Source organism: Streptomyces sp. NPDC058240, assembly GCF_042882135.1.
Taxonomy (GTDB): domain Bacteria; phylum Actinomycetota; class Actinomycetes; order Streptomycetales; family Streptomycetaceae; genus Streptomyces.
Genome location: NZ_JBHVWT010000059.1, coordinates 1 through 16,633, shown reverse-complemented (window position 1 = coordinate 16,633; position 16,633 = coordinate 1). Strand labels below are relative to the sequence as shown.

Genomic DNA, 16,633 nt, shown 5'->3' with positions numbered 1-16,633 from the left:
TGCTCGTTTTGAGGCAACTTCCCATGGCAGCGCTGGGAGTTCAGCCGTCACGCACAGTGCACGGATCACACAACCTGAGCCAGAACCCGAGAAATGACGTCAGTGCAGGAGTTGGCCAGCCGTCCGTGAGGGCGGCGGGCCGTCGAGATGGAACCCGCAGGAGTCGGCCCTGAGGACCAATCCTGGCCTGAGTCAGCCGCGCTGGTGCTGGACGAGCGCGGGCGGTGTTTTGCTCATGTACCAACCCTCGACGCGGGGTCCGACGAGGTCGGACGGCCAGCCTGCCGTCTCGACGGCGGCATCGTAGACGGCGTCACCGAACGCCACAATGGCCTGGTGCGGGTCCGCTGTCTCCCTGAGCTTGGCCCACGGCAGACGAACCAGACCAGCGTCGGGATGCCAGGCGGCGCCCTCAACACCCCAGGACCGGCCCCCGAGACCGTCCGGCTGGGGCCAGATGTACGCGTACATGCCGACGTTCGGCGCCTTGGCATCCCCGAAGGAGAATCCCACCGACACGTACGCGTCGAGCTGGGCGTTCTGCATGAACGGCGGCTGGTGGGGCGGCGGCACGGTGGGCTGCGCCCGGAAACGCGTGGCGGACAGGTCGAAGCCGCCCCACATCACACCGACCCGGGGGCGGTGTCCCAGGAAGGGGGCCTGCCACGCCTCGAGCCCGTCAGCGGCAAGGTTCAACGCCGTCCAGATCAGCCGGGCCGCGTGGCCGTCCCAGGTGCGTTCGACGTGATCGTCCTCGAAACGCGGCGGGGCATCCGGAATCTCACAGATCAACGAGCTGCGCGGTCGGTGTATGCCGAGCTCGTCTGCCGCATCGCAGAAGGACGCATAGAACATGGCGACTGATCCCTTGGACAACGGCACCGTCCGCGAGCCGTTGTCGGCCTCGATGACCACTCCACCGTCGAGCAAGCTGTAGTGCACCGCGAAGGTCACGCCTCGCTGCCGAAGGGTTGGCGTGCTGAGCCCCCGGGGGGTGACATCGAGGACGATGTTTCCCCAGCCGACTTCGAAGGGCTCGTCGAGGGTGTACTTGCCTGCGACCTGTACCACCCGGTTCACGTAGTCAACCATGGGCGCCAGGTCCTCATATACCAGCGTCGGCCACGCATTGAGACGTTCGCTCACAGAGAGCCTCCCAGCGTGTCGATGGGATCAGCGGGACGGGGCGTCAGGTGCTGCGCACGCTCCCCCCATGCAGCGACGGGCGGGCCTCGACACCGAACTGCGATCCAGTACCCAATTCTCACACGCAGGTCAGGGTCCTGCCCGCTCGGTGGCGTCGGGGGTCCGACGTGCTGGGCCGGCAGCCGCGTTGTCGGTGGGTTTCGGCATCACGCGTTGCCTGGAGAGCGCGTGAATGTTGGTGAGAAGTAAGAGCACGCGAGGTGGCGGGGAGCTTGATCGTGCGTGCGGAGCCAGCCCTAGTTGTTCTGTCCCGGAAGGTTGTGGACGGGTGATGCAGGTCTCGGCTGAAGCGTCTTGAATGGGTGAGGGCCTTCCGGGTTCGGTGTGGATTGCGACGTCTACACCGACCGAGAGGCCCTCATGCCCCACCGTAATGCACCCCTGACCGAGACCGGACGCCTGCGCCTGGCCCGCTGCGTCGTCGAGGACAACTGGCCCCTGCGCCGGGCCGCCGAACGTTTCCAGGTCTCGCCGACCACGGCCCAGCGGTGGGCTGCCCGCTACCGCCGTTTCGGCGAGGCGGGCATGACCGACCGCTCCTCCCGTCCGCACACCAGCCCACGCCGCACCCCGACCCGCACCGAACGCCGGATCATCAAGGTCCGCGTCCTGCGCCGGTGGGGACCGGCCCGCATCGCGCACCTGGACCGGGCGACCGGGCACGTCATACGCCGCTACGAACGCGATGACCTCGTGTCGCACCTGCACGCAGAAAGTGCCTTCCACTTGGACCGACAGAACCTCTCGAAAAGGTGCATCGTCCCAGCTCAGAAGGCACTTTCGTATTTCCTCCCCGCTTCCGGCCTCATCTCAACCGAAACGGCGAGGCTAGGACACCGCGCGTTCAACCTCAGTCATGCTCCATTGCGCGACCCTGCCTTTTGTTGGGTCAGAACCAGCCGCCGTCGGCCTGGATGGTCCTGCCAGTGATGAACGAGGCATCGTCCGACACCAGGAACGAGACGACCGCGGCGATCTCGGAGGGCTGGGCCATCCGTCCGAGCGAACTGGCGGTGCGAATGAGGGTGTGGAATTCAGTGTCGACGTCGGGATGGACGTAGTGGGAAGCCGCGTGAGCGGACATGTCAGTGACGGTTCCTCCGGGCGCGATGGCGTTGATGGTGATGCCGCGCCGGCCGAGTTCGGCGCTGAGGTTGAGCGCGATGCATTCGACGGCGGCCTTACTCGACGCATAAAGGGCGTGGTAGAAAACCGCCTTGTGGGCACTCTGTGATGACGTCAGTACGATCCTCCCTCCTTCGCCCATATGCCGTACCGCGTTCTGTACGGCGAAGAACTGGGCTCGTGTGTTGATGGCGAAGACGCGGTCGAAGTCGGCGGGTGTGACGTCTCCCAGCTTGCCGAAGTGCTCAATTCCGGCGTTGCTGGCGAGAATGTCGAGTCCACCAAGAGCTTCGGCGGCCTGATCGGCCAGCCGACGGATCTCGTCCGGATCGCTGAGGTCCGCCTTGATCGCGACCACGCGGGGGCCGTCGGCGGTGATCTCGGCGGCGAGCGCTTCGGCCGCGTCACCGCTGCTCCGGTAGTTGATCGCCACGTCGGCTCCGTCAGAGGCGAGCCTGCGGGCCACAGCCGCACCGATCCCTCGTGCGCCACCGGTGACCAGGGCCTTCCTGCCAGTCAGCTTTCCGCTCATCGGTCTTCTCCCGTCCATGGCAATCCGGCGGTCACGCGTCATGCGCATGACGCGGCGTATGGGTCCCGGAACTCACGGCAGCAGATGAATTCTTCACCGCGCATACGCAGGGGAGGACTGCCATGATCGTCTTCGTTACGGTAGGCGCGTACTCGTTCACCACCGGGCCGTAAGCACCAGAATCGCCCCGGCCCGGGCGCTGGCGCCACTCGGAGCAACGTCCGGCCCCGAGTGGCACCCCCGCCGTCCGGCACCAGCTCGCCCCGGGCGCGTCAATTGGGGGTTTTGCTGGCTGAGCCCAAGGGCGAAGGGGCGTCCATCCTGCGAGTACACCCCCTGCGAGGTGAGAGGTCACTGCACCCCATGCGGCCGGAACTGGATGCTGATGCGTCCTCCCTCGGCCCGCGCGGTCTTGGGGATGGCGTGCTCCCAGGTCCGCTGGCAGGAACCGCCCATCATGATCAGGTCGCCGTGCCCGAGTGGCCGCCGGACGACGCCACCGCCGCAGCGCGGGCGCAGCATAAGGTCGCGGGGCGCCCCCACGGAGAGGATGGCGACCATCGTGTCCTCGTGGGCCCCCCGGCCGATGCGGTCGCCGTGCCAGGCCACGCTGTCACGCCCGTCGCGGTAGTGGCACAGGCCTGCCGTTGTGAAGGGTTTGCCGAGCTCGGCGGCGTAGTGCGCGGAGAGTGCCCGCCGCGCCTCGTCGAGGACGGGGTGCGGCAGCGGTTCACCGGCGCAGTAGAAGGCGAGCAGGCGCGGGACGTCCACGACCCGCTCGTACATCTGCCGACGCTCGGCCTTCCAGGGAACGTTCGTGGCCAGTTGTTCGAACAGGGCGCCGGCGCCACTCAGCCAGCCCGGCAGGACGTCGATCCAGACGCCGTCGCCGAGCTCTGTTCTGCGGAGGCCGTGCAGCGGGCGTAGACGCACGTCGTCGCTCTGATCGAACAGGGACTCCTGGAGCTGGTGCGATGCCATGCATGCAGCGTACCCTCGCATTCGAACATTTGAGCTATGAAGAATGTGTGTGTGCCTCTGTGCCCGTGAGCGCCAGTGCATCAGTTCAGGGCGATGCGTATGGCGCGAGGGGCACCGAACCCGGGATGCGGGACCAGGCGGGGTCGTGGATGACGGGCGGGCGCCTGACGTTGTGGCGGGCCGTCGTCGCGGGGATCTCGTTCCCTCCGTCGTCGGCGCCGGTGGTGACCGCTTCGCCCCGGCGCTACGGGCGTCGGCACGTTACTTGACGATCTCCAGTACCGCCATCATGCCCGCGTCCTCATGGTTGAGGATGTGGCAGTGAAGCACGGTCTTGCCGGTGTAGTTCCTGAAGTGGGTCCGGACGATGAGCTTCCCCTTGGCGGGCACGCTCGCCGTGTCCTGCAAGCCGTGGCCGTGGTGCGGTCGGCCGTTGATGCTCATCAACTGGAATTTGTTGACGTGCACGTGAAACGAGTGTTCCTCGTTGCTGTCATTGCGCACGGTCCACTCCTCGACCGTGTTCAGCTTGGACCGGACGTCCACTCGGTTCGGATCGAACTGCTTGCCGTTGATGTAGAACTTGCTGCCGTTCTTGTTCTCGGAGAACACGAGGGTGCGCCGGGCGGCGATCGCCGAGTGGCTCAGGTCCGCGACCGGCGCAAAGGCCGGGGTGGGCAGGGCCTCCGGGTGCGCGGAAGGTCCTTCGGAGACCAGGGTCGCCAGGGTCGCCTGCGGGAACTTGTTTCCGGCCGGCCCGGTGTTGTACGCGAGCGTCTGCAGCTGGGTACGGCCGGTCGGACCGCCTTGTACGAGCACGTCGAAGCGCGCGCCTGCCGCGAGAAGGAGCGAGTCGGCCGTCCAGATCCGGTCGACGGGGGTGCCGTCGTGGGCGATCACATGGAACCGCTGACCTTGCAGGCGGACGTTGTAGTAGATGTTGGCGCTGATGTTGGCCAGCCGCCACAGCTGGGTCTCACCCGGCCGGATGCGGATGGTCGGGTTCAGCTGACCGTTGACGGTGCGATTGGTGGACGCGCCGATGCGCAGGTTCTGGGTCCGGACCGCATCACCCTGGACCTGGAAGTCCTTGAGCCCGATGACGTGCTCGGTGATGTGGCGCAACTTCGCCGGCAGGTACTCCTGCAGCCCGTCGACGATCAGAACGCCCGACATGCCCCCGGCGACCTGCGGTGCCGAGATCGAGTGCGCATGTGAGTGGTACCAGTAGGTGCCGGGCCGCAAAGTGTTCGGGAACTGGTAGGCGTAGTGGAACGTCTGGCCGGGATGAATGTGGACGAAGATGTTGTCGGAGTCGCCGCTCGGCGACACATGAAGTCCGTGAACATGCAGATTGGTGAACTCGTTCAGCGAGTTCTTCATCGACAGGTCCACCTTGTCCCCCGGCCGGATGCGCAGCGTGGGAGGCATGTAACTGCCGTTGTAGGTGAGGGCCCACAGCTTGCGGCCGCCCACCTCCACCTTTCGCCTCTCCACGACGAGTTCCACCCGCAGGGCCCCGTTGCGGCTCACCATCTGCGCCGGCTCCTTCAGCGGCGCGCCCTGTGCAACCGCCGGCGACTGCAGGGGGACAGCCGCCGGCTGCGCCTGCGCCGGTTCCCGCTCCGGTGGCTGCTCGCCGGCACAGCCACCGACCAGGAGGGCGATGACGACAACGACGGCAGTGGCCAGTTCGGGCAGCCTGGACCGAGACCGCATTACCTCTCCACTCCTGGGACTCCCACATCGCACGTAGCTCACTCCCAGCAAGCACGTGGTCCCGCCCGCGCGCTACCCCGGTGGAGCGTTCGCGTGACACAACCACCCCCGATGTACGGACGTCGCCCGGGCCTGCGGGCGCGGACGACGGTCCACTGGGATGTGGGCATTCCTGCGGTTGGGATCCGCCGAATCCGGAGAATGCGGAGACCGCGGGCCCGATCAACCGCGGATGCAGGGCAAACCGAGTACATCCGCACGATCCATCCACACCACAGGGTTGTTCTCGCCGCCGCGCGCTCGACGGGCCGCGACCCGAGCGCGACGTCGGTTGTGAGAGAGGACGACCAAGCGCCTCTCTCCAAGTGGCGCGAGCCTGAGCATCCAATATATTCGTTTTGCGGAACAGTTATGTAACTGGCGGCAATCCAGGCGCCAGTTGGGCTGCCGCATGTGGTCGCGCGCCATTTGAGCGGCGGCCAGTTGGCGGATCCGATCGCGGCAGCGCTGTACGGCTTGCCACCCGGCTCCTTGCCTGAGGGGAACCATGACTGACGAGACATCCGCGTCCCTGGAGAACGGGTGGAGCGGCGAAGGGTGCCCGGCGAGTGCGTTTGCCCGGCGGTCGTTTCTTCACGGCGCTGCCGCGGGCCTGGCCGGAGCAGCGGGCGTAGCCGCCCTGGGCAGCGATGAGGCGTTCGCCGACACGATGGCCGAAATCAAGGCGCAACCGAGTTCCCGTACGATTCCCTTTCACGGCTATCACCAGGCAGGGATCGCCACTGCGCCCCAACAGGACGCGATTTTTGTCTCGTTCGACGTGACCGCTTCCGGCCGCGCGGAGCTCACCGGCCTGTTTCGCACTCTGACTTCGCGAGCCCGCTTCCTCACGGCGGGCGGCAGGCCACCGGAGGTGCCCCCGACCGCAACGCCATCGGACAACGGCATCATGGGACCAACGTTCGTGGCGGATGGTCTCACCCTCACGGTCGGAGTGGGCGCGTCCCTTTTCGACGACCGCTACGGATTGAGCACGCGCAAGCCGGTCCAGCTCGTTACGATGACGCCCTTCCGCCACGACGACCTGGACCCCGCGCTGAGCCAGGGTGACCTGCTGATCCAGATCTGCGCTGATCACCGCGACACGACGGTGCACGCACTGCTCGACATCCTGACCCACACCAAGTCCGCGATGAAGATGCGCTGGCGCATTGACGGCCAGCGTAATCCGGAGCGTCCCGTCGGTGTCCGGCGTGACTGGTTCGGCTTCAAGGACGGCATCTCCAATCCGACCGTCACCGACGACGCCCAGATGAATCAGGTGGTCTGGGTCCAGCCGAAGAGCGCCGAACCGGACTGGGCCGCGGGTGGCACGTACCACGTGGTGCGTATCGTGCATTTCTTCATCGAGGCGTGGCAGAAGGTGCCCATTGCTCAACAAGAGCGGATCTTCGGCCGCCGCAAGGCGAGTGGCGCCCCCATGTACGCCGTGGATGAGAACGTCACGGATCTCCTCGACCCCATCTACACCAACGACCCGCAGGGTCTGATCACCCCGCTGAACTCTCACATCCGCCTTGCCAATCCCCAGACTCCGCAGACCGCGGCGACCAGCACCATCCTGCGTCGCAGTTACGACTACGACAGGAGCCCCAACCCACCGGAACTCGACATGGGGCATGCATTCGTCTGCTTCCAGCGGGAGCTGAACACCTACATCGCCATGCAGACCCGGTTGGAAGACGAAACACTGGTGCCGTTCATCAGCCCCCGGGGCGGGGGTTACTTCTTCGCGCTTCCCGGAGTTCGGGACGAGAAGGACTACTACGCCCGCGGGCTCCTGACCTGATCCTTCCCTGCCCCCGGGTGGCGTCGGCGAGACGCCGCCCGGCCCTGGGCCAAACCATCGCAATGCGCACGGGAGGCGAGATGTTCTCTGCCCTGCGGACCCGAGTCGGCCGCCGGCGCCCCGGCAGGACGCTCCGGCCGGCACTCGCGGCGGGCATCGGGATCCTGTTGATCTCCTGTACGCCCGCCGCCTCAGTCCGCAAGGACTCCGCCGTGCGGGCCACGCCCGCCCACGCCGGTGCCAGTGGCCGCGTGTATGTCACGAACCAGCAGGACGACACGCTCTCGGTGATCGACGCCCGTACCTACAAGGTCGTCGCAACCGTGCCGGCCGGCGTGGCGCCCGAAGGTGTCGCGGTCGCCAAGGACGGCAAGCACGTGTACATCGCCAATAGCGGCTCGGCCCGGGTCTCGGTCCTCGACACCCGGAACAACAAGATCGTCGCAACCGTGCCGGTCGGCAAGAGCCCCACCGGTGTCGGCCTCAGCCCCGATGGCAGCTCCCTCTGCGTCACCAACGGCGGTTCGAACACCGTCTCGCTGATCGATACCCGAACCAACCGGGTGGCTGCGACCATCCCGGTCGGCAAGTCTCCGGTGAACGTGGCGTTCAGTCCTGACGGTGGTTCGGCCTACGTGACGAATTCCGGGTCCGGCAACCTGTCGGTCATCAACACCCGCACGCGCCGGGTCGACCGGACCCTCCCCGCAGGGCGCTCCCCGGTGGGCGTCGCCATCACCCCGGACGGCAAGTCGGCCTACGTCGCCGACGAGGTGGCAGCACACGTCCATGCCGTCGGAACCCGTACCGGCAAGGTGACCACCGTGTCCGTGGGCGAGGGACCCTTTGACGTGGCCATTGGGCCCGACGGCCACTTCGCCTACTCCGCCGATCTCGGCCCGGGCAACGTATCTGTGATCGACACCGGCAGCCACCGTGTCTCGGCGACCATCGCCCTCGGCCCTCCCGGTACCGACCCGTTCAACCTGGAGGTCACCGACGAGGCGATCTACGTCACCAACCAGGGAGCGGGCACCCTCAAGGTCATCGACCCGAATTCACACAAGGTCGTCGCGACTGTCACCCTCGGCTCCAGCCCCTACGGCGTGGCGGTGAGCTGAGCCCGCGACGCCCCGCTGGGGCGCTGAGTCCATGTGCCGCCGGAGTGGATCGGTCCAGCTGCGTCACCGCTGAATCCTGCTTCAAAGGAATTCCTTGTCAGCTAACTGTCAGCCAGAAGGGACCACTGGATCGTGACCACCTCGATCATCGTCGGAGGAAGCAGCGGACTGGGCCGCGCTGTAGCCCAGCGATTTGCCGACCGCGGCGACACTGTCATCATCACCAGCCGCACCACGGCTCACGCCGATACCGTGGCCGGCGAAATCGGCGGCATCACCCGAGGCCTGGCCGTTGACCTGTCGCGGCCGGAGACGATCGCCGCCGCGTTCGGCGAAGTTCGCGAGGTCGACAACCTGGTGATCACCGCCATCAAACAAGGCGTCAACTCCCTGGCGGACTTCGATATCGCAGCAGCCATCGAGAGCGTGACCACCAAACTGGTGGGCTACACCGAGACCGTACGAGCCCTGCGTGACCGGTTCACCCCCGGCGCTTCGGTCGGGCACTGTCACGTTGACTGACCGGGTGGGATGTTCTTCGGGTTGGTCATGCTGGGAGGGGTCGTCCGTGGACAGCGCGCCGCCGTCGTACAAGGGGCACCCCGGTACCCGGTGGAGATCATCGCGCACTGCGTGTGGCTGTACTTCCGTTTCCCGCTGTCGTTCCGCGAGGTCGAGGAGCTGATGCTCGAGCGCGGCGTGCTCGTCTCCCACGAGACGGTCCGCCGCTGGTGTACGAAGTTCGGGCAGACCTGCTCGGTGCCGAGGGTGATCGTCACCGACAAGCTCCGCTCCTACGGCGCGGCCCACCGCGAGGTCATGCCCTCCGTAGAACACCGCGCCCACAAGGGCCTGAACAACCGGGCGGAGAACTCCACCAGCCCACCCGGCAGCGCGAACGCGCGATGAAGGGCTTCCGCTCCGTCGGCGGAGCCCAGCGGTTCCTGGCGGCGTTCAGCGGTATCTCGCCCCACTTCCGACCACGCCGCCACCTGATGACCGCCACCGAGTACCACACCGAGATGACCACCCGCTTCGCCATCTGGGACGAGATCACCGGCGCCACCGCCCTGCCCACCGCAGCGTGAGCCAGGCCCCCACCCGACCCCTACACACCCTGACGCGCCCTCAATCGATCAACACCGCACCAACGTGACAACGCCCTTGCTGCCGATCGACCGCATCGCCGCCGACACCCCGTACTACTCCGGGAAACATAAACGCCACGGCATGAACGTCCAGGTCCTCACCGATCCGTTCGGACGGCTGCTCTGGGCCTCGTCGGCTCTGCCCGGCTCGACTCACGACCTCACCGCCGCGCGACAGCACGGGATCATCGAAGCCCTCGCCGACGCGGGGCTCAAATGCTGGGCGGACAAGGCGTATCAAGGCGCCGGCGGACCCATCCGGGTCCCGTTTCGGGGCCGCCTGAAGAGATGGAAGCGCCGTCACAACACCACCCACGCCAAGATCCGCTGCCTTGGCGAGCGGGCCATGGCCACCCTCAACCTCGCGCTTTCACAACACGGCCGCCGACCACATCACGGCCGCGCCTACCTGACCGAGCACATCAACCGGTTCGGCGAGTACTCCACCCACGAACTCGGCATCCAGCCCGAGGCGTACGACCCGAAACTCGACGTCGACTTCACCCCGCTGCGAGAGCAGGACCTGGCCACGGCCGGTTTCGGCAGGGCCGCCTGAGCCGGCCCCAGGTGGGTCGGCATCATGAGGGCCAAGGACGAGACGCGCGAGCTCACCGAGGACGAGCCGAACGACCTCCTCAGCGACGACGAGTACGAGTGGGTCCGCTGAACGTGCCAGGCGCCCGTACTGCGGCCCTCCCCGAGCGGCCCGGCGTGGGCGAGACGGCCTGCGGTCGCGGTGTGCCCGTACCGCGGCGTATGTTCATAGGGAAGCTCTCGCGCCCGCGTCAGTGAGACTGTTCCGGGCGGTGATCCATTTCCCCTTGGGGCTACTCGGCCGAAGGTTCAGGCTACTGAGGAGTGGATCCGGCATGAACCTCGCATCCCATATGGTGAACGGCGCCCAGGCGTATCCGGATCGCGCCGCGCTGCGACTCGGGGATGACATCGTCACGTATCGCACCCTCGACCAGCGTACTGTCCGTGTGGCCGCAATGCTCTGCGACCGGGGCGTGCGGCCGGGAGACCGCGTCGGGCTCATGCTGACCGACACTCCGGAGTTCGCATTCGCCTACTTCGGTGTGCTCCGGGCCGGTGGCGTCGTCGTCCCCATGAACTTTCTGCTGAAGTCCAGAGAGGTCGCCTATCACCTCGGTGACTCGGGGGCCCGGTTGTTGTTCGCCTGGCACGACTTCGCCGACGAGGCGCGGGCCGGTGCGCAGCGGGCCGGTGCCGAAGCGGTCATCGTCGACGCCGGCGGATTCGACGAGCTCCCTGCGTCCGAACCGTCCGCCGACGACGTGGCAGACCGGCACGAGGACGACACCGCCGTGGTGCTCTACACCTCGGGAACCACAGGTGAGCCGAAGGGGGCCGAGCTGACTCACGCCAACCTCACCCGCAACTGCGACATCGTGGCGGGCGAGCTGCTCCAGCTCACTCCCGACGACGTGGTCTTCGGTGGGCTGCCGTTGTTCCATGCCTTCGGACAAACCTGCACCCTCAACGCCACTGTCGCCTCCGGCGCGTGCCTCACGATGCTGCCGCGCTTCGACGCCGAAAAGGCACTGGCGATGCTCGCCGGTCACGGCGTCACCGTCTTCGCCGGAGTGCCCACGATCTTCAGCAGACTGCTGCGGCAGCCCGGCCACGACGCCTACGACGTGTCCCGGCTGCGGCTGTCCCTGTCCGGTGGCGCGGCGATGCCGGTCCAGGTGCTGCGCGACTTCCAGGACGCGTTCGACTGCGTCGTGCTCGAGGGGTACGGGCTGTCGGAAACGTCGCCGGTCTCCGCGTTCAACACCTTGCAGGAGGGACCCAGGCCCGGTTCGGTCGGCACCCCGATCCGGGGCGTCGGGATGCGGGTGGTCGACGACGACGGGAAGGACGTACCGCAGGGGGAAGTCGGCGAGATCGCGATCCGCGGGCACAACGTGATGAAGGGGTACTGGCATCGCCCCGAGGAGACCGCCGCCGCGATCCGGGACGGCTGGTTCCATACCGGGGACCTCGGCCGGGTGGACCAGGCCGGATTCTTCTGGATCGTCGGACGGTCGAAGGACGTGATCATCCGGGGCGGAAACAACGTGTACCCCCGCGAGATCGAAGCGGTGCTGTACGAGCATCCGGCGGTCGCCGAGGCCGCGGTCATCGGCCTGCCCGCCCCAGATCTCGGTGAGGAGGTCGGAGCGGCAGTGGTTCTCAAGCCAGGAGCCCAGGCAACCGCCGAGGAGCTGCGCGAATTCGTCAAGAGCCGGGTCGCCGCCTACATGTATCCGCGCAAGGTGTGGATCACGGACGTACTGCCCAAGGGGCCCACGGGCAAGATCCTCAAGCGGGACATCGTCCCGCCGCCCTAGCAGGGCAGGCAGTGAGGCGTCGTACGCGCCACCGGCGGACCCGCGACATGGAACCGTCGGGATCCACCGGGGCGTTGGGATATGTCAGCGACCCTGCCAGTGGGGTGAGCGCTTCTCCGCGAAGGCGCGGGCGCCTTCCTTCGCGTCCAGGGAGGTGAGTACGGGTTCGACGTACTGGTCCTGATCGCGCAGGGCGTCGATGTCGCGGAGGGCGGTGCGCTCGTTGACGACGCGTTTGACGGCGGCTATGGCCAGCGGCGCGTTCTGGGCGACGCGGTGGGCGAGCTCCAGGGCCTGGGTGAGGGCCTCGCCCGGCTCGGTGAGGTGGTTGACGAGGCCGAGCCGCTCGGCGCGTTCGGCGGGCAGTGGGTCACCGGTGAGCAACAGCTCGAGGGCGATGTTGCGGGGGATGCGTTCGGGGAGCCGCACCATGCCGCCTTCGGGGGGCACGATGCCGTAGTGGACCTCGGTCTGGCCGAAGGTGGCGTTCCGGGCGGCGACGATCATGTCGCAGGCGAGGGCCATCTCGGTGCCGCCGCCCAGCGCGTAGCCCTCCACGGCGGCGATGAGCGGGGTCTTGATCTCGGTACGGGTGATGCCGCCGAAGCCCCGTCCTTCGATGACGGGAGTGTCGCCTTTCGCGAAGGCCTTGAGGTCCATGCCTGCGCTGAAGACACCGTTCGCACCGGTGAGGATGCCGACCAGGAGGTCGTCGCGTGACTCGAGTTCGTCGATGGCGGCGGCCAGCGCGCGCGCCGTCGCACCGTCGACGGCATTGCGGGCCTGAGGCCGGTCGATGGTGATCACGAAGACGCCGTCGCGTTCCTCGGTGCGCACCGCCGGGCTGCCCGTGACTTCGGTCATGATGCTGGTTCCCTTCTCTGCCCCCTGTTGTCCTGCCTGGGCTGACGTGCCCTCAGTCGACCACCTCCGCGCCACGCAGCTCCGCGATCGAGGCGTCGTCATAGCCGAGGTCGCGCAGCACCACGTCGGTGTGCTCGCCCAGGTCGGGAGCGGGGCGCGGCGGGACCTTCCGCTCCTGGTCGATTCGTACGGGACTGTCGACGGTCAGATGCGGCTCGGCGCTGCCGTCCTCGATGGGAATGACGATCCGGTTGGCCTTGAGCTGGGGATCCTGGGCGAACTCGTCGATCGTCTGGGCGACTCCGTAGGTGAGGCCGGCGGCGTCGAGCAGCTCGCGCCATTCGGCGAGCGTCCGGGTCGCGAAGGCCTTGTCCAGCACGGCGGCGATCTCGGCCGCGTGGGCGCGACGGCTGGGCGTGTCGGCGTAGTCCGGGTTCTGCGCCGCCTCGGGGTGGCCGATGGCCTGGAGGAACAGGGGGACCTGCTTGTCCTCGTTGGCGAAGGCCAGTAGCAGCCAGCGGTCGTCCGATGTGCGGTAGGCGCTGGCGAGCGCGTTCGGCGGGTCGGTCCGATCGGCCGGGCGGGGGGCCTTGCCGCCGACGAGTGCGGCCTGGAGCCACATGCTCGCCGCCCAGGCGCCCTCGGCGATCAGCGACGCCGAGACGCGCGAGCCCTGGCCGGTTTTCTCGCGCCGGTACAGCGCGGTCATGATGCCGGCGTACAGGGTGACGGCCGTGGGGTGGTCGCCCGATCCAAACGCCGGCATCGCGGGCGGCCCGCCGCGCTGGCGTGTGTAGTCCATCAGTCCGCTGCGCGCCCAGTACGCGGTCACGTCGAACCCGGGCAGGTGCGCGTCCGGGCCCTGTTCGCCGAAGCCGGTGACGTCGGCGTAGACGAGCCGGGGATTGAGGGGGGCGAGGTCGTCGTAGTCCAGGCCGAGCTTGGCCCGGGTGTGGGGCGGGAAGTTGGTCACGAGCACGTCTGCCCATTCCACCAGGCGTTCGAGCACGGGTCTGGCGCCGGGCGACTTGAGGTTGAGGGCGATGCTGCGCTTGTTGCGGTTGTCCAGCTGCCAGGGGTAGTTGATCCCGTCGACGCCGGGGTTGGGAGGGACGCGGCTGAGCCCGCGGTAGGCGTCGCCGGTGTGGGGCGGTTCCACCTTGACGACATCGGCGCCGAAGTCGCCGAGCATGGTGGCCGCGGCGGGGCCGGCGATGAAGCTGGCGAGGTCGACGACGTGCAGTCCCTCCAGCAGGGGCGTGTCCGCCATGACAGATCCTTTCTCGGCAGGGCCGGCGCGCGGCGCCCCGGGCCGGTCGGGGGCGCCGTCGCGCGGGGCTGGGTCAGTGGTGGGCCGGCGCCGGCGGGGCGGGTGCGAAGGCGCTGTAACCGGTGATGTCGCGGCCGACGATCAACGCCTGCACGGTGTCGGTGCCCTCGTAGGTGTCGATGGCCTCGATGTCGCACGTGTGCCGGGCCACGTGATAGTCGAGGACGATCCCGTTGCCGCCGAGCATGTCGCGGGCGTCGGAGAGGATGGCGCGTGCCCGCTCGGTGTAGTGCATCTTGGCGAGGGACACCCGCGGCATCGAGTACTTGCCCTCGTCCATCAGCTGGGCGAGCCGGAACTGCATGCACACCATGTCGGTGATGTCCGCCAGCATCCGCGCCAGCCGGTGCTGGATGAGCTGGAAGGAGGCCAGCGGCATGCCGAACTGCTTGCGCTCCTTGGCATACGCGAGCGCGGTCTCGTACCCCGCGATGGCCGCGCCGATCGACTCCCAGGCCACGCAGTAGCGCGAGGCGAGCAGGACCTTCTCGGTGTCCCGGAAGGTGTGGGCGTTCTCCAGCTTGTTCTCGGCCGGGACCCGGACGTCCTTCATGGAGATCTGGGCGTTCTGCACGCAGCGCAGCGCTGTCTTGCCGGTGATGGCCTGGGCGTCGAACCCCGGCGTGCCCTTTTCGACGATGTAGCCGCCCACGTGCCCGTCGTCCCCACGGGCCCAGATGATCACGTAGTCGGCGAAGGTGGCGTTGCCGATCCACCGCTTGTACCCGTTCAGCACGTACGAGTCACCCTCCCGGCGGGCTTCCGTCTGGAGCTTGACCACGTCCGTGCCGTGCGCGGGCTCGGTCAGACCGAAGGCACCGATCTTCTCCAACCGCGCCATCGCTGGCAGGAACCGCTGCTTCTGCTCCTCCGAGCCCAGCAGGGCGATGGAGGCCATGGCCAGGGCCGAGTGGACGCCCATGAACGTGGACATGCTCAGGTCGCCACGGGCCAGCTCCATGATCACGATCCCGGCCGTCACATTACTCATCCCCGGACAGCCGTAACCGGGGATCTGGAAGCCCGCGATCCCCAGCTCCGCCAGCTTGGGCACCAGCTCGTGCGGGAACTCGGCGCGCTCCCAGTAGGGGTTGATAACCGGGATGACCTCCCGGTCCATGAACTCCCGGACCTTGTGCCGCAGCCGCTGCTGCTCCTCCGTGAGGAGCTCCCCCAGCAGGTAGTAGTCGGACTCCTCCGGGCCGCCCAGCACCGGCGGCTGCACGACCTGCCCGTTCCCGGCCGCGCCCACGGCGCCCAGGACGCCCTCACCCATGCCTTGCGTCGCGCTCATATACTGCGTTCCTTCCGTGCTGCGGAGATCGGGTCGCGTGTGGTCGCGTTCATGGGGACGACGCTGGAAGCCGGCCCACAAAGCGGGAATTAGGTGCAGAGCGCCAACTTCAGACGAAAATTGACATTCACAGCCTAGCCCTGCTTGTCCTGTTACAGGGTGATATGTACCCCATTGGAACCCGCGGACTTCTCCGGGGGGACGGCGGCCGGGCCGGGCTCGGGGGTTGAGACTGGTGAGCTCGCATGTTCAGGTGTCGCCTATTCGCGGCCGAGTCCAACTGGGGCTCGCGCTGAGTGATCAGCGCGAGCTCGGCGGACATCGATCGACAGGGGCTACCGCCGCCTGGCGCGGACAACGTGCGAAGGCGCCCGACCATGCCAGGAGGCACTAAGACAGCCCTTGCTGTCAGGGGAAGTCCGGGCACTCCTCGGCAAAGCCCTGCGAGACGGGCTGCCATACGCCGTGGTCCTCACGCACGCTCAGTCGATCCGCTTCCTCCGCAGTCTCGATCAGCTGAGCGGTAGTCAAGGGGACGGCCGCCGCGAAGACCCGCCCGAGGTGGTGGCAGTGCAGCATCGGGCGGAGCTCCTCCGAGTACGGCTCATCGGCGACCGCGAAGAGATCGGGCAGGGTCCAGCCCAGCGGACCTGCCACGGCAGATAGTTGCTGCCGGCGGTGCGGACTTGAGTCCCAGCGCCACACCATTCCGTGCAGCGTGCTGAGGGAGAGTCCCATGAACGGCAGTTCGCGGATGCCGAAGCCGCGAGTGCGGATCAGCGCGCCGAGCACGGCGGCAAACCTGGTCTCGGCGGGACGGGGGCCCGGCCACGCCGGCTGCACGAAGGGTTCTGCAGCGGCGACGCGGGGCAGCGAGCGGACGAAAGCCTCCAGTGCGACGAGCTGCGAGTGGTCGCAGTAACTGACGCGGTATGCGAACTGCCTCATGACCCTGGCGTCGCGCTCCGGGGGAAGGAGTTCCGCCGGCACCGGGTGGCCTGCGACAACGAGAAGGGGGACTGTAAAACGATCGGTGTAACTCCTGATCAAGGAAGATGCATCGATGACCAGTGAGAACGTGACCGAGGCCGAGTCCGTCGAGCCGTC

At 67.6% G+C, this 16,633-nt stretch carries 12 protein-coding genes and 3 pseudogenes; 7 read left to right on the top strand and 8 right to left on the bottom strand.

The annotated features are described in order from the left end of the window. Positions 1-192: 192 nt before the first annotated feature. Positions 193-1,146 carry a DUF5996 family protein gene (locus ACFVX4_RS37490; protein WP_389986650.1) on the bottom strand — a complete coding sequence of 318 codons (954 nt, stop codon included), beginning with the start codon at positions 1,144-1,146 and terminating at the stop codon, positions 193-195. A 420-nt stretch (positions 1,147-1,566) separates the two neighbouring features. On the opposite strand from ACFVX4_RS37490, the pseudogene ACFVX4_RS37485 reads away from it, so the two are divergent. Further along, positions 1,567-1,845, top strand: a pseudogene (locus tag ACFVX4_RS37485) (leucine zipper domain-containing protein); the annotation flags it as partial. A 250-nt stretch (positions 1,846-2,095) separates the two neighbouring features. On the opposite strand, the gene ACFVX4_RS37480 reads toward ACFVX4_RS37485, so the two are convergent. From ACFVX4_RS37480 to ACFVX4_RS37470, 3 genes are all read right to left on the bottom strand, one after another. Next, entirely contained in the window at positions 2,096-2,863 is a 768-nt protein-coding gene (locus tag ACFVX4_RS37480) for an SDR family NAD(P)-dependent oxidoreductase (RefSeq protein WP_389986647.1), read from the bottom strand. Positions 2,864-3,214: 351 nt separating this feature from the next. Beyond that, positions 3,215-3,844, bottom strand: coding sequence for an alpha-ketoglutarate-dependent dioxygenase AlkB (locus ACFVX4_RS37475; protein WP_389986644.1), 630 nt, complete (start codon positions 3,842-3,844; stop codon positions 3,215-3,217). A 261-nt stretch (positions 3,845-4,105) separates the two neighbouring features. Further along, positions 4,106-5,563, bottom strand: a complete 1,458-nt coding sequence (locus tag ACFVX4_RS37470) for a multicopper oxidase family protein (RefSeq protein ID WP_389986641.1) — start codon at positions 5,561-5,563, stop codon at positions 4,106-4,108. Between the two features lie 547 nt (positions 5,564-6,110). Here ACFVX4_RS37470 and ACFVX4_RS37465 point away from each other — a divergent pair. From ACFVX4_RS37465 to ACFVX4_RS37440, 6 genes and pseudogenes are all read left to right on the top strand, one after another. Beyond that, positions 6,111-7,412, top strand: coding sequence for a Dyp-type peroxidase (locus ACFVX4_RS37465; protein WP_389986638.1), 1,302 nt, complete (start codon positions 6,111-6,113; stop codon positions 7,410-7,412). An 80-nt stretch (positions 7,413-7,492) separates the two neighbouring features. Beyond that, positions 7,493-8,533, top strand: a complete 1,041-nt coding sequence (locus ACFVX4_RS37460) for a cytochrome D1 domain-containing protein (protein WP_389986635.1) — start codon at positions 7,493-7,495, stop codon at positions 8,531-8,533. Positions 8,534-8,665: 132 nt separating this feature from the next. Next, a complete protein-coding gene (locus tag ACFVX4_RS37455; RefSeq protein WP_389986632.1) occupies positions 8,666-9,055 on the top strand; it encodes an SDR family NAD(P)-dependent oxidoreductase in 390 nt (129 codons plus the stop codon). Between the two features lie 46 nt (positions 9,056-9,101). Beyond that, positions 9,102-9,621 (top strand): annotated as a pseudogene (locus tag ACFVX4_RS37450) (transposase). A gap of 76 nt (positions 9,622-9,697) precedes the next feature. Further along, positions 9,698-10,039 (top strand): annotated as a pseudogene (locus ACFVX4_RS37445) (transposase family protein); the annotation flags it as partial. A gap of 511 nt (positions 10,040-10,550) precedes the next feature. Continuing rightward, entirely contained in the window at positions 10,551-12,038 is a 1,488-nt protein-coding gene (locus ACFVX4_RS37440; RefSeq protein WP_389986629.1) for a long-chain fatty acid--CoA ligase, read from the top strand. A gap of 84 nt (positions 12,039-12,122) precedes the next feature. On the opposite strand, the gene ACFVX4_RS37435 is transcribed toward ACFVX4_RS37440, so the two are convergent. From ACFVX4_RS37435 to ACFVX4_RS37420, 4 genes are all read right to left on the bottom strand, one after another. Then, positions 12,123-12,902 (bottom strand): crotonase/enoyl-CoA hydratase family protein, encoded by a 780-nt coding sequence (locus tag ACFVX4_RS37435; RefSeq protein ID WP_389986626.1) that lies wholly within the window; start codon positions 12,900-12,902, stop codon positions 12,123-12,125. A gap of 52 nt (positions 12,903-12,954) precedes the next feature. Next, positions 12,955-14,172 (bottom strand): CaiB/BaiF CoA transferase family protein, encoded by a 1,218-nt coding sequence (locus tag ACFVX4_RS37430; protein WP_389986623.1) that lies wholly within the window; start codon positions 14,170-14,172, stop codon positions 12,955-12,957. A 73-nt stretch (positions 14,173-14,245) separates the two neighbouring features. Then, positions 14,246-15,526, bottom strand: coding sequence for an acyl-CoA dehydrogenase family protein (locus tag ACFVX4_RS37425; RefSeq protein WP_389986620.1), 1,281 nt, complete (start codon positions 15,524-15,526; stop codon positions 14,246-14,248). 408 nt (positions 15,527-15,934) lie between these two features. Beyond that, entirely contained in the window at positions 15,935-16,474 is a 540-nt protein-coding gene (locus tag ACFVX4_RS37420) for a hypothetical protein (RefSeq protein ID WP_389986617.1), read from the bottom strand. Positions 16,475-16,633 lie beyond the last annotated feature (159 nt).